Here is a 26,073-nt window from a genome sequence, read left to right as displayed (position 1 = left end):
AATCACAAAATGTTTCCTTGTTTACTTGAAAATGTCAAACCATCCTTTATGACGGAACCAGATGATCATTCCGATGACAACGGCAGCCATCATTCCGAGGACGAAAAAATAGCCGTAGCGCCAATGAAGTTCAGGCATGTTGTCAAAATTCATGCCGTATACGCCGACAATGAAGGTCAGCGGGATGAAAATCGTGGAGACGATCGTCAGCGTCATCATGATGGCGTTCATTCGATTGGAGTTCAGCGTCTGGTAGCTGTCCCTTAAATCAGCGGTCATGTCCCGGTTGTTTTCCACAATTTCAGTCAGCTTCAGCAGGTGGTCATAAATATCGTTGTAATAAGCTTTTCTTTCGCGGTTTTCCTTTGTATGTTCGATGTTTAAAATTCGGTAGAGCAAATCGCGCATCGGGATGATCGTTCTTCTGAGCTTCAACAGATCCCCCCTGATATCAAACACTTCATTCATCAGTGTGCCAAACGTTTTCCTGCTGTCGCTTTCAGCGATTTCATTGAGCCTGTCTTCAATTTGATAAAGGATCGGAAAGTATTCATCAACAAGCTGGTCCATGACCATATAAGCGATATGGTTCGGCCCTTTCTTCCACATGTCCTTGTTTTCTAAAAACCGTTTTCGCACTTTTTCAATGCCGTCCGATTGATGGAGATGAAATGTGACGATAAAGTCTTTTCCGGCGAATAAATCCACTTCTTCAGACGCCAATGTCTTTTGGTTTAAGGCATGTATGACGTAAAACACGTATTGTTCATATTGATCAAGCTTAGGACGCTGCAAATAATGGAAGCAGTCCTCGATTGACAAAGGGTGAAAGTGAAAATGATTTTGCAGTAGAGTTGCTTCTTCGTCTGTCGGCCGGTCAAAATCGGTCCAATACCATTCGATATCCTGATCTTTCAGCCGTTCTGCCGGGACATCCGATAAAAGCTTTCCGTCTTTTGTAACCGCCATAGTTTTGAGCATTGGCAACCCTCCACCTTCATCATAGCATGCTGCCTTGGAACTTGAATCATTCGGCTTTTTACTCATTTTCGCTCTTTTTTCACTAAAAAAGCAAACATGGTATACTGTGGACAAAGAAGAAAAGGGATGGGAAGCCATGTGGAAGGAAAAAGTAAGCATATCACCGCCATATCATTTTGACCGGGTGTTGGACAGGCTATCGCTTGATCCGCTCAACGCCGTCGACCTTGAGAAAAGGGAAGTCAGGCTCCCGCTTCGCAGCCGCGAAAAAAAGCCGTCCGTCGTCACGGTTCAGGCAACAGGCACTGCGGAAGCTCCGGAATTTATCGTCAGCGGAACAGAAGATCAAGCCGGCATGATGAAAGAAGTCAAACGGATCTTCAGGTGGGAAGAAAGCCTCCAGCCGGTGCTTGATCATTTTTCAAATACGAGCTTGTCAAAGCTGTTTGAAGAGCACGCGGGGACGCCTTTAGTGCTTGATTTTCATTTGTATCATTGCCTGATGAAGTGCATCATCCACCAGCAGCTCAATCTCTCGTTCGCATATACGCTGACCGAGCGATTCGTGCACACATTCGGCGAACAAATAGACGGCGTCTGGTTTTATCCGCTTCCCGAAACGATTGCACAGCTTGACTACAGCGATTTGCGCGAGCTCCAGTTCAGCATGAGGAAGTCCGAATATGTGATCGATACATCAAGAATGATTGCCGGTGGAGACTTAAACCTTGATGAACTTACACTATTATCAGATGAAGATGTCATGAAAAAGCTGGTGAAAATCAGAGGCATCGGACCGTGGACAGTGCAAAATGTTCTGCTGTTCGGGCTCGGCCGTCCCAACCTTTTTCCGATCGCCGATATCGGCCTGCAAAATGCCATCAAACGCCATTTTGGCTTGAAAGATAAACCGGCAAAAGAAGAAATGCTTGATATGAGCAAGGCGTGGGAGCCTTATTTAAGCTATGCTTCCTTATATTTATGGAGAAGCATTGAATAGAATGGAGAGAACGTGATTGAAACAGGAAAGAAAACGATCATCAGCAGAATTAAAAGTGGGGCAGCAATTTCCGCTGACGATCAAACGCCTCGGCATCAATGGCGAAGGCGTCGGCTATTTTAAGAAAAAGGTCGTGTTTGTTCCCGGGGCCCTGCCCGGAGAGGAAGTCGTCGTCGAGGCGACAAAGGTGCATCCGAAGTTTTCCGAAGGGCGGGTCAAAAAGGTTCGCAAACGCTCCGAGCACCGCGTAAAACCGCCCTGCATCATCTATGAACAGTGCGGCGGCTGCCAGCTGCAGCATTTGGCTTACGACCAGCAGCTGAAAGAAAAGCGCGATATCGTCATTCAATCGCTTGAACGCCACACCCGTTTCGATATCGGCAAAATGGATATCCGGCCGACAATCGGAATGGAAAATCCGTGGCATTACCGGAATAAAAGCTCATTCCAGCTCGGACGCACAAAAAACGGGAAAATGGTGGCCGGCTTGTACGGACTTGATTCCCACCGGCTCGTTCCGATCACGGAATGCATCGTCCAGCACCCGGCGACGAACAAAACGACGCAGACCGTTAAACAGATTCTCGAAGACTTCGGGATTACCGTCTATGACGAACGGAAGCGGACCGGCGATGTCCGCACGATCGTCACAAGAGTCGGCTTTGAAACGGGCGAAGTGCAGGTCGTGCTTGTCACGGCAAAAAACGAACTCCCCCGCAAGGAGCTGATCGCAGAAGAAATCAAAAAACGCCTGCCAGAAGTAACATCGGTCATCCAAAACGTCAACAAAGCGAAAACATCCGTCATTTTCGGCGAAGATACAAGGCTGTTAGCGGGAAATATGGTCATCCAGGAATTTCTCGGCGACGTCTCATTTGAGCTGAGTTCCCGGGCTTTTTTTCAGCTCAATCCGATCCAGACGGTCAAGCTCTATGACGAAGTCAAAAAAGCGGCTAAGCTGACAGGGCGCGAAAAAGTCGTTGACGCCTACTGCGGGGTCGGCACGATCGGCATGTGGATCGCCGACGGCGCAGGCGAAATCCGCGGTATGGACGTGATCAAAGAATCGATCGCTGACGCTAACAAAAACGCTAAAAAGCACGGAATCAAAAATGCCCAATATGTCACAGGCACGGCCGAACATTGGCTGCCAAAATGGACGAACGAAGGCTTCCGCCCCGACGTCGTCATCGTCGACCCGCCGCGAACAGGCTGTGACCGCATGTTCTTGGACACGATCCGAAAGGTCAAGCCGAAGCGGTTCGTATATGTCTCCTGCAACCCGTCGACACTTGCCAAAGACTTGCAGTACTTGGCGAAGGACTATCGTGCCGAATACATCCAGCCTGTCGATATGTTTCCGCAGACGGCGCATGTGGAGTGCGTTGTACAGTTGGTTTTAAAAAATCATTGAACCTGTGAAAATTGAGTTTTTTCCCTAAGAGAAATCATTATCAAAAAAGCGGCCGTTGATTGGCCGCTTTAAACACTGTCTTTATCATTCAAGGCCAGCTCATCTTCAGGGAATGCATCATCCCCGCTATCATCAAGGCGTAAAAAATCTCAAAGGAGGAACCGCCCATGAAAAGACTCTGCATCATCCCGTGCGGCGCGAAAAAAATCTGGGATGTCGATCCGGAAAGAGGGCCGTCTCCCGCGAAGGATGTTTATATGAGTCCGTTTCACCAAGCCTGTCGTACATATGCGCAGAACTTTTTTGACGACTGGGTGATCCTTTCAGCCAAACACGGCTTTCTGAGCGCTTGCGATATCGTTCCTGAAAACTATGATGTCACCTTTGGGACGGGTCACCCTGAGATCATGACAGCAGAGGCGCTTAAAAAACAGGCCGCAGAGAAAAAACTGCTTGGGTTTGACGAGGTTGTCATGCTCGGCGGGAAAAAATATCGCCCGGTTTTAAGAAGCGTGTTTGGCGATCCTCAGCTTATCACCTATCCGCTCGGTGGATACCGGGGAATCGGCTATATGCTTCAGGCGCTGCAAAAAGCCGTCGCTTGCGGCCGTGAACTGGAGACAAAATGATTTTCATTTTGTCTCTTTTTTTGTAACAAATTCTGTGTTTTCACTACTAATATATGAATGGAAAATCAGTGAACTGCTACATGCGGGAGCGCTCAACCTGGGAGGGGAATGATGGAGGATAAGAACCGCTCTGTTATCACAGATTTGCTGCCTTTATATCATGAGGGGAAGTTAAGTAAAGAGACGGCTGAATGGCTTGAAGAACAGGCCGCAAACAATGAAGAATATCGAAAGCTTATGGTGTGTGAGACACCTCCTGAAACAATACATAAACGCATGAATCGCAAGCTCTCCATTTATCAATTGATATTGACTGCGATTTCGCTTTTCCTCGCGATCAAAACATCGCTTTTAAACGGAAGCTTCGGCTTTATTTTATGGTATACAGTGCTTGGCATCCTGGCTTATCTGTTCTATCGGAAGGTGAAAGTCGTTCTCCTTCTTTCCTTTGTTCCGATGTTGATTTGGGGGCTTGCCGATGCCATCACAGGCTGGGATGAGGGATTCGCAAGCTCCGTGTTTGGAGCCGTGCTGCTCGCTGTGTTTCACGGTTTATTCGCTATGGCCGGCTGTTTGCTTGGCTGGCTCTGCTTAAAGCTGAATGAAAGCAGGGATGTGTTGAAAAAGAAAGTCGGCCATGGTGCACTGCTCTTGGCGGTGGCGGTATGCATCCTTTCCATATACAATGCTTTTAATGGAAACCCGATTAGCGAAATGCTTGCTAAGAAATCGCTGGAGCGCTATTTGACGGACCGCTACCCAGAGAAAAACTTGCGGTTAGGGGATGGCTTTTATAACTTTAAGTTCGCCGACTACTCGTTTGATGTCATTGAAGCAGGTGATGAAACAAAATCCTTCGCCTATGACTTTACAGTAGCAGGTTGGCTCCATCCTGAAATCACCTTTGACGGCATCCGCGAGGCGAATCTCAATAAACCGTTGATGGAGCGGCTCGGCGAAGAAGCCGCAAACGAACTCAAGACTGTTTTATCCAAACAAGTGAAAAACGTGGCGGCTGTCGATGTTTACGTCGAAGTTTTAAAAGGCCGGCTGCCGGAAGATGCAAAATGGGGCAAAGACATTAAGCTGGATCAGCCGATGCAAATTGATATTGTACTTGATGCCGAAAATGCCGATCAACAATCCGTTTTCAGCGCGGCCAAAAAGATCCAGCACGTGTTAAACACAGAAGGATATGACTATGAAACGGTCAATATCAATGCCAACATATTTGACGGAGACAACGTCAAAGACGGATATGTAAAATATAGCGCATTTTTTGAAAAAGACACGGAGATCAAACTGAAGGATGTGGAAAAAGAGATATGAAAATGACGGCGGGGTTGCTAAACCCTGCCGTTCCTTTTTTAAAAAAAGAGCGGTTTATTTTTTGCATAAAATCACACAAATAAGAAAAAAATAGCAATTGATCTATCATAAGAAAGGATGTTGTGTGATGAAAAAATTATCGCTTTGCCTTGTGCTGATCATTCCAATGGCTTTTGCCGCGGGCATTCCTTCCGTACATGGGAAGACGCAGGAATATCAAGATTTAACGGAAGAGCAAAAGAATGAGCTGTCAACCTTGCAAAAAGACATTATGGAAAAGAAAAAACAGCTGATCGACAGATATGTGGAATATGGAATGATGGATGAAAAAAAAGGAAGCGACATCAAAAAACATATGGAACAGCGGTATGAAAAAGAGAAAAAAGAAGGATTCATGCCGAAATGGGGGCATCATCAAAAAAAGTTTCATCATCGCATCCATTATTAACCCCGTTTCTTACACTGCAGCCCAATTTCTTCGTGACAAAAGTGTAAAGACAGGTGTAAACTAATACTCATGTAAATCAGCTAAGAGATAAAGAGGTGTTGTGAGTATGAAGAAGAATCGTCCGATCTCAGAGCGGAAGCTGCTTGGCATCGCCGGTCTGGGCTGGCTGTTTGATGCAATGGACGTCGGCATATTATCGTTTATCATCGCGGCTTTGCACGCGGAATGGAATTTGTCGCCTGAGGAAATGAGCTGGATCGGCAGTGTCAATTCCATCGGGATGGCCGTCGGGGCTTTTGTGTTTGGGCTGCTGGCTGACCGCGTCGGAAGGAAGCATGTGTTTATGATCACGCTGCTGTTTTTCTCGGTCGGCAGCGGTTTATCCGCTTTCACAACGACATTAACGGCATTTTTGATTTTGCGGTTTTTTGTCGGCATGGGATTGGGAGGAGAGCTTCCCGTCGCTTCGACGCTTGTTTCGGAAACGGTCGCACCTGAGCGGCGGGGAAGAATTGTTGTCTTATTGGAAAGCTTCTGGGCGTTTGGCTGGCTGGCGGCAGCACTTATTTCATATTTTATTATCCCGGCCTACGGCTGGCAGGTTGCCCTTCTCATCACCGCCGTTCCGGCTTTCTATGCGCTGTATTTGCGTCTGGCATTGCCGGATTCGCCAAAATACGAAAATCTCGACCAACAACAAAAAACGACTGTGCTGGAAAATGTGAAAAGCGTATGGTCCCGCCGCTACGCCCGCCCTACGGCCATGCTGTGGATCGTCTGGTTTTGCGTGGTCTTTTCCTATTACGGCATGTTTTTATGGCTGCCGAGCGTGATGGTGATGAAGGGATTCAGCATGATTAAAAGCTTTGAATATGTATTGATCATGACGTTGGCGCAGCTGCCCGGCTATTTTTCAGCGGCCTGGCTGATTGAAAAAGCCGGACGGAAAATGGTGCTGATGATCTATTTATTGGGCACTGCTGTCAGCGCCTACTTTTTCGGAAACGCCGAATCACTGGCTCTTCTTTTGGCGTCCGGGATGCTGTTATCGTTTTTCAACCTCGGAGCCTGGGGAGCGCTTTATGCTTATACACCCGAACAGTATCCGACAGCGATCAGGGGAACCGGTGCGGGTATGGCAGCGGGATTCGGCAGGATCGGCGGTATTTTGGGACCGCTTCTTGTCGGTTATCTTGTCAGTCAAGGCACAGCGCTTTCCATGATTTTCTTCATCTTCTGCATTGCGGTTTTAGCTGCGGTCGCCGCCATTTTCTTTTTGGGATCGGAGACGAAGCAAAAAGAGCTTGTATAGGTTGAGGGCTCTGTTTCATAATGGAAGGAAACGAGAGTCTGGAAAGAGCTGATATAAATGAGAAAAAAAGCAATTTGGATCGGTATCCTGTTTTTGCTGCTCGTCATCGGCGGCTCTATTTATAACGGTTTCAACGGGAATCCGCTCAGCCGCGCGCTGGCTGAAAAAAAGCTGCTCTCATATTTAGAGGAAACATATCCTGAGCGACATTTGCAAATCAAAAACAGCTTTTACAATTTTAAATATGCAGAATACGTTTTTCATATATCAAATCCAACAGACAAACGGACGGATGAGTTGATTTTCACCGTCAAAGGGTTTATCCATCCAGAAGTCACCGAAGACGGCATCATCGAAGCTGAGCATCAAAAAACGGCAGCCCGGATAAGCGGGGAAGCGGCCGAGGAAATGAAGAAACACCTTGATGAAGCATTGGAAAATGTCATGCGCGTTCAGGTTGACCTCTCCGGAAACAAGCCTTTCAAAAAGAACAGCAAATGGAACAAGGCGATGAAACAGGAGCAAACGGTTGCGGTCTCCGTCACTTTAAATTCCGGACGGGGCGGCAAAGAAGAGTTTTATCAACAAGCGAAGGCCGTCAGAGAACGCTTAATGGGCTATCGATATGACAAACTGGATATAACAGGTATGGGCTTGGACGGGGAAGGCCGGCCGGGATATGTCAAATACAGTGTATGGATTGAAAACGGTAAGGATACAGCGCTTCAAGAAGTTCAAGTTTTAGCAAATCATGAGAAATGAGAGAAGGAGTGAATCCCTTCTCTTTTTTACTTGAAAACATATGGGTGATTTGTACTATTGATGTCAAGGTGTGAAGGGAATAGAATCATATTAAGAACGAATAATGTCGGGATTGTTACTGGTGAAGCAGGCAAGACCTAGAATGTGCTAAATGGAACCGCGCCTTTAGTGTGCTTTTTTGCGCCTATCGGTTGATGTCCTTTCGCACATTTTAGGTCTTTTGTTGTTGCAGGCCAAAAGAGATGACCAAGCTATTTTTCTTTAAGAATATGGTCCGATTTTCATTTTGATCGTTTTTTAGTGATTTGATAGGATAGAAAAATTAGAGGAGGTCACCGTTGTGCAGCATCAAGAGATTGCAAGAGAACTGTTGCCCCTCATTGGAGGCGCGGATAATATCATCAGCATCAGCCATTGCACGACAAGGCTGCGCTTCACTGTCAGAGATGAGGAAAAAATAGATATAGAGGCCATTGAAAGGATGGCGGCTGTACAGGGGACTTTTTTTAGATATGGTTTATTTCAGATTATTTTCGGTGCGGGCATCGTCAATAAAATTTATAGAGAAATGGCTCAGTACAGCGATCCCGCTCCTATGGATCAAGAGAACACGCCGGAAGCGCAGTCTGGAATCAATCTATTGACGAGATTTGCAAAAACATTGTCTGATATTTTTGTTCCGATCATCCCGGCGATCGTTGCAAGCGGGTTGCTCATGGGGGTTATCGGTGTCATAAAGGAATTCCGCCTGGCCGCCTACGACGGTCCCGTCATGAAAATGCTCGATATTTTTTCAAGCGCTGCATTTGTCATTCTGCCTGTGCTGCTCGGGTTCAGCGCGGCTAAACGGTTCGGCTCGAATCCGTTTTTAGGGGCCGTCATCGGCGGAATCCTGACTCACCCGGATTTGCTCGATCCGGAAATGCTTGGCAGCCAAACACCGTCCTTTGCAGAGATCCTTGGATTTCAAGTGCCTCTCATCGGCTATCAGGGGACGGTTATCCCGATTCTTTTGTCTGTCTATATCATGAGCAAAATTGAGCGGTTTTTGCAAAGAATCGTTCCCCGGTCATTGGATTTGATCGCCATTCCATTTCTGACGGTGATGGCTTCCGGATTTGCCGCACTGTTTATCATGGGGCCGGCTTCTCTTTTCATCGGCCACTTGATGAGCGATTGTTTGGGGTTTATTTATCAAAATGCAGGGGCGGCTTCCGGATTTTTATTTGGCGGGCTTTATTCACTGCTTGTTTTGACCGGCCTCCATCACGGCTTTTATGCGATTGAAGCGTCCCTGCTCGCAGATCCCGAATACGGTGTCAACTTTTTGCTTCCGATTTGGTCGATGGCCAATGTCGCTCAAGGGGGTGCGGGTCTGGCCGTTTTTCTTATGACAAAAAACGCGGAAGTAAAAAAGATCGCCATCCCTGCATCACTCACTGCTTTTTTGGGAATTGTCGAGCCCGTCATGTTTGGTGTGAATCTGAAACTGATTCGTCCGTTTATCGGGGCATCGATCGGAGGCGCGCTTGGCGGCGCATATGTCGTCGTCATGAATGTAGCGGCAAATTCATACGGACTTTCCGGCATACCGATGATTTCGATTGTTCTTCCTCTCGGGCCGGCTAATCTGATTCATTACTTAATCGGATTTGCGATTGCAGCGGTTTCCGCGTTCATTGCAGCTCTATGTCTCGGGTTCCAAGAAGAAAAAGAATAATTCCGTTTTCATTCGTCAAAACAGGATGAAAGGAAGGCAGCTATGAAAATAAAGAAAATCTTAAATAACAATGCGCTAGTTGTAAAAGATGAGGATGAAGAAAAAATAGTATTAGGGTCTGGGGTCGCATTTCAGAAGAAGAAAAATGATGTTGTCGACAGGTCGAAAATCGAGAAAATATTTGTCATGAAAGACTCATCAGAATACCGCCAATTTGAGAAAATCTTAAAAACACTGCCGGAAGACCACATCCAGGTTGCAGAGGATATTATTTCTCACGCGGAAAAAGAGCTGGGGATTAAAATCAATGAACGGATTCATGTCGCCTTTTCCGATCACCTCTCATTTGCGATTGAACGCTTGAGCAAGGGAATGGTGATTAAAAATCCATTGCTTGATGAAGTCAAAGTCCTTTACACGAAAGAATTCCAAATCGGCCGCTGGGCACAAGCCCTTATTAAAGAAAAACTGAAAATCGAGATCCCCGAAGATGAAGTCGCAAACATCGCCTTACATATTCACACAGCCAAAACAAACGCCGGTGACATGACAAAGACGCTTGATTTGACAACGATGATCAGCGATATCATCAGGGTCATCGAAAACAAATTGAACATCACCATTAAAGATGAAACCATTTCATATGAGCGGCTCGTCACCCATCTCCGTTTTGCGATTCAGCATATCGAAACGGGGGAATCGTTTTACGAACTGGATGCAGACATGATCAGCCTGATCAAAAAGAAGTTTAAAGAAGCATATTTGTGTGCGCGGGAAATCGGAGAATTCGTCAAGAATGAGTACGGGTTTGAATTTCCGGAAAAAGAGCTTTGCTATATCACCATGCATATCCAGAGATTTTATCAGCGCTCTGCGCTTGTTTAACATTGAATGAAAAATGGAGCCGAGTAGTCTTCGGCTCCATTTTTCTATTCAGCATTAATTTCTGTTAATACCTCATGTTCCGTATCTATTAAAAAGCCGCGGACTTTGACATGTGAGGGGATGAATGGGTGCTGCCGAATCATGTCGACACTTTGTTTTATCCCTAAATCAACGGGTTTTCCCCCGTTCAGCCATTCATTCAGATTGCTGAAGGGAAACTCTGGATTGCCATGCTGAAAAAGATAATCGATGGTCTTTAATCTATCGCTTACATGCGGGTTGTTAAGCATGTAATTGTCCAGATCGATATCAGCCGGATCTTCATTTTTGGAGCGGACAATCAATATTTCCTCCGTTTTGTTCTGGATGACAAGCGTGATGATGTCCCTCATTAAATCGCTGTATGGCTGTGAAATATGAGGGAATACGCTTTTTAAAATAACCGTGTTTTCCGGCTGAATAGATGCCGCATGGCAGATTGATTGTTCAAGCTGATCCTCCATCCCGGTAATCAACAACACATTTTTATTTTTCGTTCCTTCCATTCCATTCACCTCATTCATTTTGTTTTTGTCCAGTTCTCCCAGTTTCCGTGCGGATCGATTGAAGCAAGGAGAATCCAGTCGTTTTCCACTTTTTGCCGAAAAGATTGATCCTGTTCAAGCAGCCGTTCGATATGTTCCCGGGGCGCCTCAATGACAATAAGCAGCCGGAGAGGCGCATGATAAATCTCTTGATCTGACAGCATGACAGACTGCCAAGGGAGACCTGTCAGCAAATCACTTGCATTTCCCTGCATAACGCCGAGGCCGGAAGTGACGGTTTGAGTCGCTTTATTTCCGCTTCCGTAATAATGCGGTGCAACGGTTGATGCGTAATACTGCAGATTGATCCATTGGGCCACCGTCCCAGGCCCTGAAATGATGCCGCTAAGGATGGAACCGTCTATGTCATTCCGCCAGTCATAGCTGTGCAGAAAAGCCCTTCCTTCAAGGTTGGCTCCCCGTGTAAGCCGGCGTGTGCCAATAATGAATGAAGCGTTTCGGGCCAGGCCCCATTCGGGACGGATTTCACTCCAATCTTCGGCAAAGCGCTCAATCTCATTGCGCGGATTTTTATATCCGAACTGAGGCAATTCGGCTAAGCGTTCTCCTCCGACAGTGCGGCTGACATCGGGGAGCGCTGACTGAATGCGGTCAAACGCCTTTTGAGCTTTTTCCGACAGCTCAGGTACATAGAGCCAATGCAATTCATCCAATGTTGTAATGTGCTCTGCGGCGGTAAACACCGTATCATCCGGTATGAAGATGCCGTCGGAGCGGAGCCTTCGTCTGACGCTGGGAAGGTTGCATATAGCGGCAAGGACGCGTGCGTTGAAAGCACCCGATGCGCCTCCGCAGGCGCCGCAGTCCAATGCCGAGGCATAAGGGTTATTCGTGCTTCTGCTGCCGTGTCCGCAAATGACAACCAACGGAGCGAACCGGTCTGTGATCCCCATCATCTGTAATGCTTGTCTGGCATAGGCGGCTTTTTCTTCTTCCGTAAATCCGACCGGAATGTCGGCTTCAGGTGTTTCTATGCGATCAAGCGAGAGCTTTGCCTGAGGCTTCTTCAGCCATGCCTTCCGCGCTTTCCGGAAAGCTTCTCCTGCTTTGCGGGGAGCCAGGCTGCGCGCGGTCATTTGCAGGCTCAGCCAAGGACCGCTTACTTCGGGAAGCAGTAAACCCGCCAAAAGATTCTGTTTCATTTTTTTAAAGGCTGAGCTTAGCGAAGCTGCCGCTTTTTTATGTTCTTGAAATGTTTTAAAACTCGATTCTTCAGCCGTTTCTTTTACTCGATGCTGCGGTTTGAGAATGACCGGCAGAGAGCTGTGGCTATGTTGGCTGCCAAGTTCACACGTTTCGATTGCCAGGTTGAAAAAGCCGGCTGTCCCATACGTTTCAAAAGGTCCTGATTTCTCTAATGCACGGCGGAACGGCTCTGAACGGACATCGATACAAAATGCAAGCTGGGCGAGCACCGGTTCACTTGTTTCGGCAGCTGCCGGTTTGTCAGCCGTGAGCTTCTTGATCTCGGCGGCATATGTTTCCTCCCACGCTTCCAGCCAGAGGCGCCTGCACGTCATGCCATCAAAGCGGTGAGCGAGTGTTAAGCGCGCTTTTTGCTCTGCCGGAGAAAGTTTGAGCCATGCGTCAGGAGTGAGGCCGCCCCAATGCAGCCAGGCCGCAATCAAAGGAACGAGCTGCATCTCTTTTTCAGGTTCTGGCTTAGACAGCGGCAAATAAGGCTCAACTAGCATCCATTCCATTGAAAGCCGGATAGCCAGATACTCGAGCAACAGCCCTTCTTCTTCCCGCGAATGCTGGGAGCGCCAGAGCATCATCCCGGCCCATCCCGGCAAAGAAAGCAAATGAGCTTCGAGATAGTCCTGCATGTCTCCATTAGAAATATCAAGTGCTGCGAGCGATCTTTTTAATGCGTCTTTCGGTTCTTCCGGCCACCCATTCAGCCGTTGGCGTTCCGCGCGCGACAGGGCGGGGTCGTGCTCGACAAGCTGCCGCCATGCACTGTAAAACCCTTTTTCACGATGCGGAAGCCGCCATGCCGATTGTGACTCATCAAGGTACAGCTTAGACCATTTAATCACCTGATGGTCAAGGAGGTGAGCGGTTTTTTGTCCGGCAAAAACACTTAGCGGTTTAATAAAGCTCGTTTCCCAGTCAGCATTTACCCCGCTGGAGCCTTGTTTGGCAAGCTTCTTTACATGGGGGGATGACATAAGCTTTTCAGGTATTTCGTCCAGCTTGAGCGCGGCTTTGCAAAACGCTTCTGCTGTTTCCCTCTGCATACCGGGCGGGTGCGAATCAAGCCAATGCAGCAGCTTTTTTTCAAGAATCGCCTCATCAATTTCCCCCCGTTGTTTTGCAGAGCGGAAAATCGAGGGCTTTGGGTAGATGTCAACATGAAGCTGTTGTTTAAGCCGCCGCGCTGTCTGTTCAAATGTTTGTTCTTCAAGACCCATCCACGGATGGCGCGCGGCAAAGGTTTCGATAGGCCAAAGCGGCGCAATGACCCGTGCTGCCGCTTGCACCAATTCGTCGATATTAAGGTCATCGGCCTGATGTTCGGATTTGAAGATCAATTGTTTAGACAATGTGGATGCTGCTTTCATCATTGACGACCTCCTTCTGTAAGATATTGGTCTAGATAGTTCGGCCGTTCTTCGACCGAATCGGAATGGGGCTCACCCGTTTTCACAAGAAGCAGATAAAGTGCGCCGGCCCATGCAAAGCGTTGCCGAATGATCAAAGCGCCGACCGCAGTGCCGAATAACAACACGGCCGCTGTTAAAACAGCCGCCAGAGCGGACGACTGCGCCCCCTGTACAACGGCTTCCTTCAAGAGCCCGTGTAAAACGGAATGAATGACGGCAAACGCGAGAGAAGCCCCCGTTAAAATGAAAAGTCCGGCCATTCGTGTGATGAGTCCGTGCCCGCCTGTGACAAGCTGTCGCCAAGCAACAAACAGTGACCAGCCTAATACAAGGGCGCTGATCAATTGATAGCCATCATCCGCAGCTGTGACCCAGATTCCGGTTACGAGAGTAAGAGCGAAGACGCCGCCTATGATGTTCCAAAAAAGAGCCGGCCTGCCCGGTTTAGATGCGAACGATTCATAACGGCGCACCGCTGATCCGGCTTGCAGGAAAAGGGCGGCTTTGAACAGGCCGTGCAAGACGAGATGAATAATAGCGGCGATATAGGCGCCTAATGCGCATTGGACAAGCATAAAGCCCATCTGCGCGACCGTTGAAGCTGCGAGCTGCCGCTTGTAGTCCGTTTGGACGATCATCATGCCCGTTCCGAGTAAGACTGAAAGAACGGCGGGAACAAGCAGAATAAGCTGCAGCCCGTCACCGCTGAACATCGGTGCGAAACGGGTCAGCATAACCCCGCCGACATTTACGAGTCCGGCGTGCATGACCGCGGAAACGGGAGTCGGCGCAATCGCCGAATCGAGCAGCCAGCGATGGAACGGCCACTGCGCCGCAGGAATCATCACCGTTAAAATGACAAGGAGACCGATTCCGATTTTCTCCCATGAGCTGAGCTGTGCCAGGCTCTCTTCCGCGATGGCGGATGAGAGCTGCCAGTGCCCTGTCGAGAGAGAGAGCCAAAGAGCCGCCGCCGCTATAGCCAGCCAGCTGAGCGCAAAGATCCGGCCCGCATACAAAGCGGCATTTTTCGCGGCCTGCCAAGCGCTGTTTAAACCGATAAGCGCAGTCAAGCCGAGCAGAGTGATTCCCCAGCAAATGAGGAGCCAGCGAAGATCATCGTTCAGCCAGGCGGATGAAGCGCCTCCCGTCGTAAGCGTCAGCAGCAAAAAGAATTTACGATAGGAGCGGTCCCCGAACAAATACCGGACGGAGTAGCGCTGAACGATAAAGCCGATGGTCAAGACAAACAAGGCGATCAGCCAGGCCAGCGAATCCAAGCGCCAAGGAGCTGCAGTATGACCGGTACTTGCCGTCATCACCCCGGCTAGCGCGGCGAGCGGAGGCAGAGCAATGATCTTGGCGTGGACCCGTACAAAGGGCAATGGAACCTTTGGATGCATCACGAGCAGTGCGCTGAATAAACAAAGCGCAAGCGACGCGAAAAATATTTTCAGCCAAAATAAAGAATCTAGCAGATCAAACACCCGGCATCCCTCCGTCGGCATGATGGAAAAAAACATACTGTTTCATGTCTGGCCTTCCTTTCTAAAACGTAAAAAAGCCGGTATATTCAGGCTTGGCCCATTTTCAGCCAATCTTTCTGAATGATACCGGCTTATCTTTAACTCATGTTCATGCTTTAAAGATCTTCCGTTTTTCTATGATAATTTCTTTTGCAGGTCGTTTGCCAATTTAAACACCATGATCCGCTCGCCTGTGTGCGTGCTGATATCCGTATGGAAGCTGACCGTATCTTCACCGGTTAGCTCCTTCATGATGCGGCTCAATTGTTCCCGTCCCGATTCCACCAAGCCGGAGCGGGTTCTTTTGATTGACAACAGCCCTTCTTTTGTACTGCAAAGTTCGTACTCGGCGGGCGTCAAAATGCCGTTTAAGGACACGATGACCATATTTCTGAGAATGTCTGTTTTGACAGATACGGATCCCCGTCCCAAATAGTCTTTTTCCCATTGGGTTAAGGCTTTGCTGATTTCAGCCTCCAAAGACCCCTTCGTCAATTTCTGTTTTTCCAATGTTATATCCTCCTAAAAAAAACGGTATATTTCTTTTCCATATACACAAATATAGGGAAAATGAAATATACCGTCCTATCAAAATGTTAATGTCATGCACGGTAAAGATGACTTTTTCACGCGGCCATAATGCCGTTATAGCCGAATGCTAAAGCTCTTTTGCATGAGATTACGATTATTGACTTTACGGAATGACTTTTTTATATCATAGCTTTTAAGATTTCTCATGTCAATACCGTATTGTTATTGGATGAAAAAGAGCAATGCCCGCCTTAGCAGACGAGCATTGCTTTTGCCACCTCATCGGCTTTTTCTTTTCCGCCTAAAAGTTCTGCAAGTTTAAGGGCGAACGGAATCGTTGTCGCCGGTCCGCGGGAGGTGATGATCTTTCCGTCTGTGACGACCGGCTCATTTGTGATGATATCCGCACCCGTCAATTCTTTTTCAACTCCAGGATAGCAGGTTGCCTTTTTGTCGCTGACAAGGCCGGCTTTACCGAGGGTCATTGTTGCGGCGCAAATAGCGGCGACATATTTTTCCGCAGCGGCGGCTTCTTGTAATGTCTTGTGCAGAGCTTGATGCTCCAGCATTTTCTTGCTTCCGACGTTTCCGCCGGGGAGGATCAGCATGGCCGCCTCACGAAAGTCTGAGTCCTCATACAGTTGGTCGGCTTCCACGACAATTTCGTGCCCGCCTTTCACGCGCCGCGTCCCGTCAAGTGAGACAGTGACGACATCCACTTCAGCCCTTCTTAAAATATCAATCGTTGTAATGGCTTCAATTTCTTCAAATCCATCGATTAAAAAGACGAACGCTTTTTTCATCGTATACCCTCCTTGTATGTTCATTTTACCGATGATTCAGAGATTCCCGCAACTCATTCGGAGACAAAGTGAGACACTGTCTCATTTTGTCTCTTTTTTAGAGACTGCCATCAACAAAAAAACGCTGCCGTATTCATTTTTTCCGTTGGCACGATTTTTGCAAGAAATAAGGGCGTGACGAAAAAAAGACAGGAGGTTTTGCAACATGGAAGCGGCATTGACAAAAGAAAAAGCGGTTTGGATGTACAGAAAAATGCTGGAGATTCGCCGGTTCGAAGACCGGGTGCATGAGCTGTTTGCCCAGGGGATTCTGCCGGGATTTGTCCACCTTTATGCGGGAGAAGAAGCCGTCGCGGTCGGCGTCTGCGCCCATTTGAATGACAAAGACAGCATCACAAGCACACACCGCGGACATGGACACTGTATCGCAAAAGGCTGTGACCTAAAGGGAATGATGGCGGAAATCTACGGAAAGGCCACAGGCCTTTGCAAAGGAAAAGGCGGATCAATGCATATCGCCGATTTTGACAAAGGCATGCTCGGCGCCAACGGAATCGTCGGCGGCGGCTTTCCGCTGGCATGCGGCGCAGCTTTGACAGCAAAATATAAAAATACAAAAAATGTAAGCGTTTGCTTTTTTGGTGACGGGGCCAACAATCAAGGCACATTTCACGAGGGAATCAACCTCGCCGCCATTTGGAAGCTCCCTGTCATCTTCGTCGCCGAAAACAACGGATATGGAGAGGCGACTCCGTTTTCCTATGCGTCAAGCTGCAAATCGATCGCCGACCGGGCAGCCGGCTACGGCATACCGGGCATCCAGGTCGACGGCAAAGATGTGACGGCCGTCTATCAGGCCGCCCAACAAGCGCTAGAACGGGCGAAAAACGGTGAGGGGCCGACATTAATCGAGTGTATGACATACCGGAATTACGGACATTTTGAAGGAGATGCCCAGCGCTATAAAACCAATGAGGAAAAAACAGAGCATCAGGAAGAAAAAGACGCAATCACCGCTTTCAGAAATGAACTGCTGACAAAGCAGGTTTTAACTGAAGCAGAGCTGACCGATATTGAAGCGGCTGTGGCGGAAGCGATAGAGGAAGCGGTTGAATTCAGCGAGAAAAGCGCTTATCCGGATCAAAGTGAGCTCATGACAGATGTTTATGTCTCTTATTAATTCAATAGAAGGGGGAAGAAAAAATGGCGAGAGAATTAAGTATATCAGCTGCCCTGAATGAAGCGATCAAACTGGCGATGAGAAAAGACGACCATGTCATTTTAATGGGTGAAGATGTTGCCGGCGGAGCAGCTGTCGATCATTTGCAGGATGATGAAGCATGGGGCGGTGTGCTCGGCGTTACGAAAGGGCTTGTTCAGGAGTTCGGACGCGAGCGCGTCCTTGATACGCCGATTAGTGAAGCGGGCTATATCGGCGCAGCGATGGCGGCAGCTTCAACGGGGCTCAGGCCGATTGCGGAATTGATGTTTAACGATTTTATCGGCAGCTGTCTTGACCAGGTGCTCAATCAAGGGGCAAAGTTCCGCTACATGTTCGGCGGAAAGGCGGAGGTCCCGATTACGATCAGAACGACGCACGGAGCGGGCTTCAGAGCGGCTGCCCAGCATTCGCAAAGCTTGTATGCCCTTTTTACAAGCATTCCCGGCCTGAAGGTCATCGTGCCTTCATCTCCGTATGATGCCAAGGGGCTGTTCTTGGCTGCGATTGAAGACCAGGATCCCGTCATCTTTTTTGAAGATAAAACATTGTACAACATTACCGGTGATGTGCCGGAAGGATATTACACACTGCCGATCGGCAAAGCGGACGTGAAGCGGGAAGGCGCTGATGTCACGGTTTTTGCGGTCGGCAAACAGATCTATACAGCCCTGGAAGCGGCAAAACAGCTTGCATCAAGGGGAATCGAAGCCGAAGTCATAGACCCGCGCAGCCTGTCGCCGCTTGATGAAGAAGCGATTTTGGCTTCGGTGGAGAAAACGAACAGGCTTGTCATTGTTGATGAAGCGAATCCAAGATGCGGCATTGCCGCAGACATCGCCTCATTGGTCGCTGATAAGGGCTTTGACTTGCTCGATGCGCCGATTAAAAAGGTGACAGCGCCGCATACGCCTGTTCCGTTCTCCCCGCCGCTTGAAGATATTTATTTGCCGACTCCGGAAAAAGTCATCAACACCGTATTGGAGATGCTCGGGGAAACATCGCCTCAAGGTGTTTAACTAACGAAAGGAGAGAGAGAAACATGGCTGTCGAGGTTGTCATGCCGAAATTGGGAATGTCGATGAAGGAAGGCACGGTTTCCGTCTGGAACAAAAAAGTCGGAGAAACCGTTGGGCAAGGCGAAAGCATTGCAAGCATCAATTCTGAAAAAATCGAAATGGAAATCGAGTCTCCTGCTGAAGGAACCATTTTGGATATTAAAGTGCCTGAAGGAGAGGGGGTGCCGCCCGGAACCGTCATCTGCTATATCGGTGAAGCAAACGAACAAGCTGAAAAAACCGATGAAAAAGAGGCTCGGCAAAAAAAGACGGGAGAAAGGATTAAAATATCTCCCGCAGCCCGCAAAATCGCCGAAGGATCCGGTCTGGACATCAAGACGCTTAAAGGCACCGGACCGGGGGGAAGAATCACGAAAGCGGATGTACTGAAGGCGCTTCCGGAAGAGCCGAAGCAACAAACGAACGAGGCGGATAGACAGCCTGTAAGCATGATGCGGAAAACGATCGCTCAAAGGATGACGGAAAGCCTCCAGCAGAGCGCCCAGCTGACGATCACCATGAAAGCGGATGTCACAAAGCTAACCGACTTGCAGCAGCAGCTCAATGAAACAGCTATAACAAAATATGATACGAAGCTGACGCTGACGGACTTTGTCGCCAAGGCAGCGACGCTTGCGCTGTTGGAGCATCAGGACATGAACAGCGTCTATCAAGACGGAAGACTGACCGTTTTGAAGCATGTTCATCTAGGAATAGCGGCTGCGCTGGATCACGGCTTGGCTGTTCCGGTTGTCAGGCATGCCGAACGGCTGCCGTTGCTTGAACTGGCGAAGAAAATCAAATGGTACGCCAAAAAAGCGCGTGAAGGCAAACTGCTTTCCGATGAAATCGAAGGCTCAACTTTTACCATCACAAATCTCGGCTCATACGGTGTAGAGCACTTCACCCCGATTTTGAATCCGCCGGAAACAGGTATTCTCGGCGTCGGCAAGATGTATGAAACACCTGTTTATCAAGAAGGGGAATTGGCTAGAGGCGTCATTCTTCCGCTCAGCCTGACCTTTGACCATCGCGCTTTGGACGGAGCGCCGGCGGCGGCGTTTCTTGCTGAAGTCAAGAGCTATTTAGAAGATCCGGCATCGATTCTTTTATAGAAAGAAGGTGAATAAACCGTGACACTCGCCGTTATCGGAGGAGGGCCAGCGGGGTATGTGGCGGCGATTACAGCCGCTCGCTCCGGCAGGGAAGTCATTTTGATTGATCAAGGTCCTTTAGGAGGAACATGTTTAAATGAAGGCTGCATCCCGACCAAAGCGCTTTTGGAAAGCGCGGATATGTACGAAAAGATCAAGTCGGCCGGTGAGTTCGGAATCGACCTCACAGAGGAAAACCCGGTGATTCAATGGCAGGCTGTTCAAAACCGTAAAAATAAAATCATCAGACAGCTTGCAGACGGAATCCGGTATTTGATGGATAAAAACAGAATCAAACTGAAGAAAGGAAAAGCGTCCTTTCTTACCGAACACGATGTCTTAATTGAGGACAGCGGAAAGTCCGAGGTGATCAAGGCCGAGCAAATGATTATCGCGGCAGGATCAGAACCGGCCGGGCTGCCATTTGCACCTTTTGACGGGAAATGGATCATCCACAGCGGTGACGCGATGTCGCTTCCGTCTATTCCCGACTCGCTTTTCATCATCGGCGGAGGCATCATCGGCTGCGAATTTGCCAGCATTTTCGGCAGATTGGGCACAAAGGTGGTCATGGCCGAACAGGCGGAACAGATACTGCCCGGTGAGGACCCGGATATTGCAGAATACTTGCGCAGCCGGCTTGAAGAATCGGGAGTAAACATCATGACATCAGTTGCCGTAGAGCAGCTTGATCAGGCAGCAAAAAAAGTTTTCTTGAAAAATGGGAATGAACGTTTTGACATCCGTGCGGATCTTTGTTTAACAGCGATCGGCCGGAAGCCGAGACTGACCGGTTTAAACCTTGACCAGATCGGAATCAAATACAGCAGCAAAGGCATACATGTCAATGAGCACATGCAGACGAACCTGCCCCATATTTATGCGTGCGGGGATATCGCCGGAGGTGTCCAGCTTGCCCATGCGGCATTTCATGAGGGAACGATTGCCGCTTCACATGCATCAGGCCGAAACGTGCAGGTCAATCATCAGGTTATTCCGCGCTGCATTTATACGTCTCCGGAAATCGCCAGCGTTGGCTTAAACGAACAACAAGCACGGGAACAGTACGGGGATGTTCGGATTGGGGAGTTTTCGTTTTCCGCCAATGGAAAAGCGCTTATTTTGAACCAGCCTGCCGGTAAAGTGAAAATCATTGCGGACCCGGAATATCAAGAAATCGCAGGGGTGTCGATCGTCGGTCCGGGCGCCACCGAACTGATCGGGCAGGCGTCCGTCATGATGCATGCCGAGCTGACCGCAGATTCGATGGAGCACTTTATTGCCGCACATCCGACTCTATCAGAAGCCATTCACGAAGCATTGCTGAACACAACAGGCCAAGCAGTCCATTGTTAAAAACAGTTCCGAAAAACTTCGCATGTCATGATGCGAAGTTTTTTCCTAAGGGTAATCAACCATGTTGAAAGCGCTTTTATAATTATCTATAATGAGAAAAAAGCCCTTAGGAGAGGATGGAATGAATCCGACGCCCTGCTATTTAAATACGTGGAAACGCTTTGTCAAGGAGGGGCTTCTCGATCAGGCCCGCCTGAACAAAAGAGTGATGGAGTCATGGTATCGCTGCAAAAAAGAAAATGTGGATCCGTATTTAGATAAAGGACAGTCGATTTTAAAAAAGGAATTATTAAACGCGCAGAAGAAAAAGCATTCATTATTTTTTGAGGCGGCTCTTCCCTTTTTAAAAAACATCAGCCAGGAATTAAAGGAATCGGAAATGATGGCCCTCCTGATCGATGCGGACGGCTATGTCTTAAGCTTGGCCGGAAGTCAAAGGACGCTTGCTGAAGCGGGAAAAATCAATTTTGTCGAAGGTGTGCGCTGGACGGAGGCGGAGGTTGGGACGAATGCAATCGGAACAGCGCTTGAAATCGGCGAGGCGGTTACGATTAACGGCTCTGAACACTTTTCGGTCGCTTCCCACCATTGGAGCTGTTCAGCTGCGCCGATCAAGGATGAAGACGGCATGACCCTCGGTGTGATCGACATTTCCTGTCTGACTGACAGGAGGCACCCTTTCATGCTGGGAATGGCGGCAACAGCCGCACACGCCATCGAACGGGATGTGCAAGTCTCCGCCAAAAGAAAAGAAATGGAGCTTGTCAGCCGCTACCTTGAGAAAATCGAAGCAGATGAACCGTTTGTCGTCTGTAATGAAAAAAAGCGGATTGTATCGGCGAGCAGGCCTGTTCGAGAGCGGTTTTCCGACTGGCGCGGCATGAAGATCGATGAGCTGACAGAAGGGGGGTTTAACGTGCTGCACGAGCAGACCATCCTTTCAGAAACAGATGGCCATCCGCTCGGGACGTCGATCTCATTGGCGGAAGCCCCCCGCAAAAATCCAGCGCAAATATTGATCTCCCATTTCAGCTTTCCGGGAGAACAGGGCACAAGCAAAGCGTTTCAAAAGGCAATTCATGAAATGAAGCTCGCCTCCCAAACGGATGCAAATGTTTACATATGGGGGGAAACTGGATCAGGAAAAGAACTTGCTGCAAGAGCGATCCATGAGGCCAGCGCGAGAAGAAACGGACCCTTTATTGCCGTCAACTGCGGTGCGATCCCCGAAGGATTAATGGAAAGCGAGCTGTTCGGCTATGCCGAAGGCGCGTTTACAGGGGCGAAACGCCGCGGTTCAAAAGGAAAGTTTGAACAGGCACATAAAGGAACGATCTTTTTGGATGAAATCGGTGAAATCCCTTTTGCGATGCAAGTGGCGCTGCTTAGAATCATCGAAGAGCGAAAGGTCACTCCGATCGGCGGGAACCGTGAAGTCCCTTTGGACATCAGAATCATTTCCGCCACCCACCGGGATATGAATGACCTGTTGCAGCAAGGGAAGATACGCGAAGACCTTTATTACCGCCTTCATGTTTATCCGGTAAAGATTCCGCCGCTTCGTGAAAGAAAGGAAGACATACCCGAGTTATTCCGCTATTACAAAAAGAAGCATGATTGGAAGGCCGATTTTCCCCAGGCGTTTTTTCGGAGTCTTCGCGAATACCATTGGCCTGGGAACATTCGCGAGCTCTTCAATATTTTTGAGCGATTACGGGTGTTGTTTCCGGACGGCGGAATGATAAGTCCTTCACAATACGCTCCTGTCATAAACGCCCTTGAGCCGGCAGGCGGGAGGCCGCCTGAGGATGATGGCCAGCCATCTGCAAGCGGATTGACATTCCGGGAGCATATACAAAAACACATCATGATGGATGCACTGCAAAAAACAAAAGGCAATGTCTCTGAGGCGGCAAAGCTTGCGGGAATTCCGCGGAGCACATTTTACAAAAGGCTGCGGAAGTATAACCTTTAATTAGCCGCGCGGCGCCCAGAGCATGATGCTGACGCCTGCCAGACAGATCACAGCCCCGACCCAGTTATAGAGGTCGGGGGTTTTTTTATCGACCCACCAGCCCCAGAGTACCGCAAGAATGATAAAAATCCCTCCGTAAGCTGCATAAACGCGCCCGAATGACGGAAACTTTTGCAATGTCGGAATCACGCCGTACACAATTAAAATCAGGCCTCCCAAAGCCCCGTACCAAAACGGTTTCGATTCCCTCAACCACAGCCAAATCAAATAGCCTCCGCCGATTTCAGCCAACCCCGCCAGCAAAAATAAAACGATGGTGATCATCATGCACAACACTCCAATTCCGATATCATGCTATTTATTGTACATGACACGAAAAGGCCGGGAAAGTTCCCGCATTCTGGGAAAATAAACAGAACACGGGTTATGGAACTGTCTTCTCTGAACCTGTTGGATGGCGTATGTAAGCGTGATATAAGTAAATTGTAAACACTAATAAGGGGGCTTTAAAAATGAAGAAAACGTATTCAATTGTCATCGCAGGCGGAGGAAGCACATTTACCCCGGGAATTGTGTTGATGCTTTTGGACAATCTCGACGATTTTCCCATCCGTCAGCTGAAGCTTTATGACAATGACGGAGAGCGTCAAAGGAAAATAGCGGATGCCTGTGAAATATTCATGAAAGAAAGGGCGCCGCATGTTCAATTTTTGGCGACAACTGATCCAGAAGAGGCGTTTTCAGACGTTGATTTTGTTATGGCCCATATCAGAGTCGGAAAATACGCAATGCGCGAGCTTGATGAAAAAATCCCTCTTAAATACGGTGTCGTCGGCCAGGAAACATGCGGACCCGGCGGTATCGCCTATGGAATGAGATCAATCGGGGGCGTGCTTGAACTCATTGATTATATGGAAACTTATTCACCTGATGCATGGATGCTGAACTATTCAAACCCGGCTGCGATTGTCGCAGAGGCGACCAGAAGGCTCCGTCCTGATTCAAAAGTGTTGAATATTTGTGATATGCCGATCGGAATCGAAGACAGAATGGCTCAGATTCTCGGTCTGTCTTCACGGAAAGACATGATAGTCCGTTATTACGGTCTCAATCATTTCGGCTGGTGGACGTCGATTTACGATAAGGACGGAAACGACCTGATGCCGGCGATTCGGGAGCATGTCCGGGAGTACGGCTACATTCCGAAAGATGAGCATGAACAGGCTGAAGCAAGCTGGAATGATACGTTCAAAAAAGCGCGTGAAGTCTACGAGCTTGACCCGGAAACACTTCCAAACACTTATCTGCAGTATTATTTTTATCCGGATGACATGGTCAAAAAATCCAATCCTGAATATACCAGAGCCAATGAGGTCATGGAGGGACGGGAAAAATTCATTTTCAGGGAATGCGAAAAAATTGTCAAAGCGCAATCAAGCGCAGACAGCCAAATAAAAATCGATGATCATGCTTCATATATCGTCGACCTTGCAAGGGCGCTCGCATATAATACCGGGGAGCGGATGCTTTTAATTGTCGAGAACAATGGAGCGATCGAAAACTTTGATCCTACGGCGATGGTGGAAGTGCCTTGTCTTGTCGGAAAGAATGGCCCGGAACCGATCACAATAGGCAGGATTCCGCAATTCCAAAAGGGACTGATGGAACAGCAAGTATCTGTTGAAAAGCTTGTCGTTGAAGCATGGATCGAAAAGTCATATCAAAAGCTGTGGCAGGCGCTGATCTTATCGCGGACGGTTCCGAATGCCAGAACCGCCAGGCTGATTTTGGATGACCTGATTGAAGCGAACAAAGATTATTGGCCGGAGCTTAAGCCGGAAAAACTTCAGCCGTCATTGTAACGATTTCAGAATGCCGCCGCCTGTTCCAAACGGAAGGCGGCGGTAAACCTAGGCATATCCACCCATTTGTTCTCGTATTTTATATAATAGAGATAGAGAACGAATGGGGTGAAGATATGCAATTGGAAGAACTGATGAACAAGCATTATAAAAAGTTGAATGACAATGACTTTCATATTTTGAAATATATTTTGAATCATCAAGATACCTGCTACAAGCTGGGGATTAATGAGCTGGCTAAAAAGTGCAATGTATCCCGCACATCTATATTGAGGCTTTCCCAAAAGCTTGATTTCAGCGGGTACAGCGAATTTAGGGTGTTTCTGAAATGGGAGGCGGAAAGGCAGCAGGAGGACCCTGAAGATTGCCGATCCTTTGAAAGCTTGATGAGAGATATAGAGGCTTGCATGAAATATTTGAAAAATACGGATATGAGAAATATGTGCAGGCTCATTGATGAAGCGGACCGCATTTTTGTCTACGGCTCCGGAACTGCACAAACGTCGGTCGCCTGTGAACTGCGGCGGATGTTTATTTCCCAGCACCGCTATTTGACGATCATCAGGGATCAGATTGAATTTGATTTGATACTTCCGGATTTAAATACGGACGATCTGATCATCATCATTTCGCTTTCAGGTGAAACCCCGGCGCTGATCCCGCAGGCACAGACGCTGTCTGCAAAAGGGATTCCATTTATCTCTTTGACCAATTTGAAAAACAACCTGCTCGCCCAATTGACACCTTATAATCTCTATGCGACAAGCCAGCCAGTCACGGTTTATCCGAAAACAGAGCTGACCGCTTTTGCACCCTTTTTTCTCGTCGGGGAAGCGCTGTTTCGCAGTTATGTCGACTATGCTGAAGAAAAGAAAATTCAGTAAACACAGGGGGG

Annotated in this window: 23 protein-coding genes; 16 read left to right on the top strand and 7 right to left on the bottom strand. The window is 48.3% G+C overall.

The annotated features are described in order from the left end of the window. Nucleotides 1–21 precede the first annotated feature (21 nt). Nucleotides 22–981 carry a magnesium/cobalt transporter CorA gene (gene corA / locus M654_RS19320; RefSeq protein ID WP_026589562.1) on the bottom strand — a complete coding sequence of 320 codons (960 nt, stop codon included), beginning with the start codon at nucleotides 979–981 and terminating at the stop codon, nucleotides 22–24. A gap of 136 nt (nucleotides 982–1,117) precedes the next feature. Here corA and M654_RS19315 point away from each other — a divergent pair, with 136 nt between their 5' ends. The 9 genes from M654_RS19315 (at nucleotide 1,118) to M654_RS19270 (ending at nucleotide 10,480) form a co-directional block, all read left to right on the top strand. Further along, nucleotides 1,118–1,981, top strand: a complete 864-nt coding sequence (locus tag M654_RS19315; RefSeq protein ID WP_026589561.1) for a DNA-3-methyladenine glycosylase family protein — start codon at nucleotides 1,118–1,120, stop codon at nucleotides 1,979–1,981. Between the two features lie 16 nt (nucleotides 1,982–1,997). Then, the gene (gene rlmD / locus M654_RS19310) at nucleotides 1,998–3,395 is read left to right on the top strand and encodes a 23S rRNA (uracil(1939)-C(5))-methyltransferase RlmD (RefSeq protein WP_026589560.1); all 1,398 of its coding nucleotides are present in this window, start codon (nucleotides 1,998–2,000) and stop codon (nucleotides 3,393–3,395) included. A gap of 167 nt (nucleotides 3,396–3,562) precedes the next feature. Then, the gene (locus M654_RS19305; protein ID WP_026589559.1) at nucleotides 3,563–4,024 is read left to right on the top strand and encodes a DUF6884 domain-containing protein; all 462 of its coding nucleotides are present in this window, start codon (nucleotides 3,563–3,565) and stop codon (nucleotides 4,022–4,024) included. A 111-nt stretch (nucleotides 4,025–4,135) separates the two neighbouring features. Continuing rightward, nucleotides 4,136–5,353 carry a YfjL-like protein gene (locus M654_RS23975; protein WP_236251155.1) on the top strand — a complete coding sequence of 406 codons (1,218 nt, stop codon included), beginning with the start codon at nucleotides 4,136–4,138 and terminating at the stop codon, nucleotides 5,351–5,353. 127 nt (nucleotides 5,354–5,480) lie between these two features. Further along, the gene (locus tag M654_RS19290) at nucleotides 5,481–5,801 is read left to right on the top strand and encodes a YckD family protein (RefSeq protein WP_026589558.1); all 321 of its coding nucleotides are present in this window, start codon (nucleotides 5,481–5,483) and stop codon (nucleotides 5,799–5,801) included. Between the two features lie 106 nt (nucleotides 5,802–5,907). Then, nucleotides 5,908–7,113, top strand: coding sequence for an MFS transporter (locus tag M654_RS19285; protein WP_026589557.1), 1,206 nt, complete (start codon nucleotides 5,908–5,910; stop codon nucleotides 7,111–7,113). Nucleotides 7,114–7,170: 57 nt separating this feature from the next. Next, a complete protein-coding gene (locus M654_RS19280) occupies nucleotides 7,171–7,875 on the top strand; it encodes a YfjL-like protein (protein WP_051290472.1) in 705 nt (234 codons plus the stop codon). Between the two features lie 340 nt (nucleotides 7,876–8,215). Beyond that, nucleotides 8,216–9,595, top strand: coding sequence for a sucrose-specific PTS transporter subunit IIBC (locus tag M654_RS19275; protein WP_026589556.1), 1,380 nt, complete (start codon nucleotides 8,216–8,218; stop codon nucleotides 9,593–9,595). 42 nt (nucleotides 9,596–9,637) lie between these two features. After that, nucleotides 9,638–10,480 (top strand): PRD domain-containing protein, encoded by an 843-nt coding sequence (locus M654_RS19270; protein WP_026589555.1) that lies wholly within the window; start codon nucleotides 9,638–9,640, stop codon nucleotides 10,478–10,480. Between the two features lie 44 nt (nucleotides 10,481–10,524). Here the strand turns inward: M654_RS19270 and M654_RS19265 are convergent, their stop codons facing one another. The 5 genes from M654_RS19265 to M654_RS19245 form a co-directional block, all read right to left on the bottom strand. Continuing rightward, the gene (locus M654_RS19265) at nucleotides 10,525–11,025 is read right to left on the bottom strand and encodes a carbonic anhydrase (protein WP_026589554.1); all 501 of its coding nucleotides are present in this window, start codon (nucleotides 11,023–11,025) and stop codon (nucleotides 10,525–10,527) included. 14 nt (nucleotides 11,026–11,039) lie between these two features. Continuing rightward, nucleotides 11,040–13,652, bottom strand: a complete 2,613-nt coding sequence (locus tag M654_RS19260; RefSeq protein WP_026589553.1) for a DUF2309 domain-containing protein — start codon at nucleotides 13,650–13,652, stop codon at nucleotides 11,040–11,042. Next, nucleotides 13,652–15,181, bottom strand: a complete 1,530-nt coding sequence (locus M654_RS19255) for an NADH dehydrogenase subunit 5 (protein WP_026589552.1) — start codon at nucleotides 15,179–15,181, stop codon at nucleotides 13,652–13,654. The genes M654_RS19260 and M654_RS19255 overlap by 1 nt, the downstream gene beginning before the upstream one ends. Nucleotides 15,182–15,355: 174 nt before the next feature. Next, a complete protein-coding gene (locus tag M654_RS19250; protein WP_026589551.1) occupies nucleotides 15,356–15,730 on the bottom strand; it encodes a Na-translocating system protein MpsC family protein in 375 nt (124 codons plus the stop codon). A gap of 272 nt (nucleotides 15,731–16,002) precedes the next feature. After that, nucleotides 16,003–16,554, bottom strand: a complete 552-nt coding sequence (locus tag M654_RS19245) for a DJ-1 family glyoxalase III (RefSeq protein WP_026589550.1) — start codon at nucleotides 16,552–16,554, stop codon at nucleotides 16,003–16,005. Nucleotides 16,555–16,759: 205 nt separating this feature from the next. On the opposite strand from M654_RS19245, the gene M654_RS19240 reads away from it, so the two are divergent. From M654_RS19240 to M654_RS19220, 5 genes are all read left to right on the top strand, one after another. After that, on the top strand, nucleotides 16,760–17,734 hold the full coding sequence (locus M654_RS19240) for a thiamine pyrophosphate-dependent dehydrogenase E1 component subunit alpha (protein WP_026589549.1): 975 nt from the start codon (nucleotides 16,760–16,762) through the stop codon (nucleotides 17,732–17,734). A gap of 23 nt (nucleotides 17,735–17,757) precedes the next feature. Continuing rightward, the gene (locus M654_RS19235; protein WP_026589548.1) at nucleotides 17,758–18,792 is read left to right on the top strand and encodes an alpha-ketoacid dehydrogenase subunit beta; all 1,035 of its coding nucleotides are present in this window, start codon (nucleotides 17,758–17,760) and stop codon (nucleotides 18,790–18,792) included. Between the two features lie 23 nt (nucleotides 18,793–18,815). Beyond that, nucleotides 18,816–19,946: a dihydrolipoamide acetyltransferase family protein gene (locus M654_RS19230; protein WP_026589547.1), complete on the top strand. Its 1,131-nt coding sequence runs from the start codon at nucleotides 18,816–18,818 to the stop codon at nucleotides 19,944–19,946. An 18-nt stretch (nucleotides 19,947–19,964) separates the two neighbouring features. Further along, entirely contained in the window at nucleotides 19,965–21,341 is a 1,377-nt protein-coding gene (gene lpdA / locus M654_RS19225; protein ID WP_026589546.1) for a dihydrolipoyl dehydrogenase, read from the top strand. A gap of 121 nt (nucleotides 21,342–21,462) precedes the next feature. Further along, nucleotides 21,463–23,316 (top strand): sigma-54-dependent Fis family transcriptional regulator, encoded by a 1,854-nt coding sequence (locus M654_RS19220; RefSeq protein ID WP_026589545.1) that lies wholly within the window; start codon nucleotides 21,463–21,465, stop codon nucleotides 23,314–23,316. On the opposite strand, the gene M654_RS19215 is transcribed toward M654_RS19220, so the two are convergent. Then, nucleotides 23,317–23,643, bottom strand: a complete 327-nt coding sequence (locus tag M654_RS19215; RefSeq protein WP_026589544.1) for a YnfA family protein — start codon at nucleotides 23,641–23,643, stop codon at nucleotides 23,317–23,319. A 185-nt stretch (nucleotides 23,644–23,828) separates the two neighbouring features. Here M654_RS19215 and glvA point away from each other — a divergent pair, with 185 nt between their 5' ends. Together glvA and M654_RS19205 are read left to right on the top strand one after the other, a co-directional pair. Beyond that, nucleotides 23,829–25,178: a maltose-6'-phosphate glucosidase gene (glvA, locus tag M654_RS19210; RefSeq protein WP_026589543.1), complete on the top strand. Its 1,350-nt coding sequence runs from the start codon at nucleotides 23,829–23,831 to the stop codon at nucleotides 25,176–25,178. A 116-nt stretch (nucleotides 25,179–25,294) separates the two neighbouring features. Continuing rightward, a complete protein-coding gene (locus M654_RS19205; protein WP_026589542.1) occupies nucleotides 25,295–26,062 on the top strand; it encodes a MurR/RpiR family transcriptional regulator in 768 nt (255 codons plus the stop codon). The last annotated feature ends 11 nt before the right edge of the window (nucleotides 26,063–26,073 follow it).

The sequence above is a fragment of the Bacillus sp. NSP9.1 genome (assembly GCF_000465465.2).
Lineage (GTDB): Bacteria > Bacillota > Bacilli > Bacillales > Bacillaceae > Bacillus > Bacillus sonorensis_A.
This window is presented reverse-complemented; position numbering and strand designations above follow the sequence as displayed.

Excerpts from the sequence above, each read along its gene's own strand:
- M654_RS23975 (WP_236251155.1), top strand. The coding sequence starts at position 4,136 with ATGGAGGATAAGAACCGCTCTGTTATCACAGATTTGCTGCCTTTATAT.
- M654_RS19315 (WP_026589561.1), top strand. The coding sequence starts at position 1,118 with ATGTGGAAGGAAAAAGTAAGCATATCACCGCCATATCATTTTGACCGG.
- M654_RS19235 (WP_026589548.1), top strand. The coding sequence starts at position 17,758 with ATGGCGAGAGAATTAAGTATATCAGCTGCCCTGAATGAAGCGATCAAA.
- M654_RS19290 (WP_026589558.1), top strand. The coding sequence starts at position 5,481 with ATGAAAAAATTATCGCTTTGCCTTGTGCTGATCATTCCAATGGCTTTT.
- corA (WP_026589562.1), bottom strand. The coding sequence starts at position 981 with ATGCTCAAAACTATGGCGGTTACAAAAGACGGAAAGCTTTTATCGGAT.
- M654_RS19245 (WP_026589550.1), bottom strand. The coding sequence starts at position 16,554 with ATGAAAAAAGCGTTCGTCTTTTTAATCGATGGATTTGAAGAAATTGAA.
- M654_RS19270 (WP_026589555.1), top strand. The coding sequence starts at position 9,638 with ATGAAAATAAAGAAAATCTTAAATAACAATGCGCTAGTTGTAAAAGAT.
- M654_RS19265 (WP_026589554.1), bottom strand. The coding sequence starts at position 11,025 with ATGGAAGGAACGAAAAATAAAAATGTGTTGTTGATTACCGGGATGGAG.
- M654_RS19280 (WP_051290472.1), top strand. The coding sequence starts at position 7,171 with ATGAGAAAAAAAGCAATTTGGATCGGTATCCTGTTTTTGCTGCTCGTC.
- M654_RS19215 (WP_026589544.1), bottom strand. The coding sequence starts at position 23,643 with ATGATGATCACCATCGTTTTATTTTTGCTGGCGGGGTTGGCTGAAATC.
- M654_RS19260 (WP_026589553.1), bottom strand. The coding sequence starts at position 13,652 with ATGAAAGCAGCATCCACATTGTCTAAACAATTGATCTTCAAATCCGAA.
- glvA (WP_026589543.1), top strand. The coding sequence starts at position 23,829 with ATGAAGAAAACGTATTCAATTGTCATCGCAGGCGGAGGAAGCACATTT.
- M654_RS19240 (WP_026589549.1), top strand. The coding sequence starts at position 16,760 with ATGGAAGCGGCATTGACAAAAGAAAAAGCGGTTTGGATGTACAGAAAA.
- M654_RS19305 (WP_026589559.1), top strand. The coding sequence starts at position 3,563 with ATGAAAAGACTCTGCATCATCCCGTGCGGCGCGAAAAAAATCTGGGAT.
- M654_RS19285 (WP_026589557.1), top strand. The coding sequence starts at position 5,908 with ATGAAGAAGAATCGTCCGATCTCAGAGCGGAAGCTGCTTGGCATCGCC.
- M654_RS19220 (WP_026589545.1), top strand. The coding sequence starts at position 21,463 with ATGAATCCGACGCCCTGCTATTTAAATACGTGGAAACGCTTTGTCAAG.
- M654_RS19230 (WP_026589547.1), top strand. The coding sequence starts at position 18,816 with ATGGCTGTCGAGGTTGTCATGCCGAAATTGGGAATGTCGATGAAGGAA.
- M654_RS19205 (WP_026589542.1), top strand. The coding sequence starts at position 25,295 with ATGCAATTGGAAGAACTGATGAACAAGCATTATAAAAAGTTGAATGAC.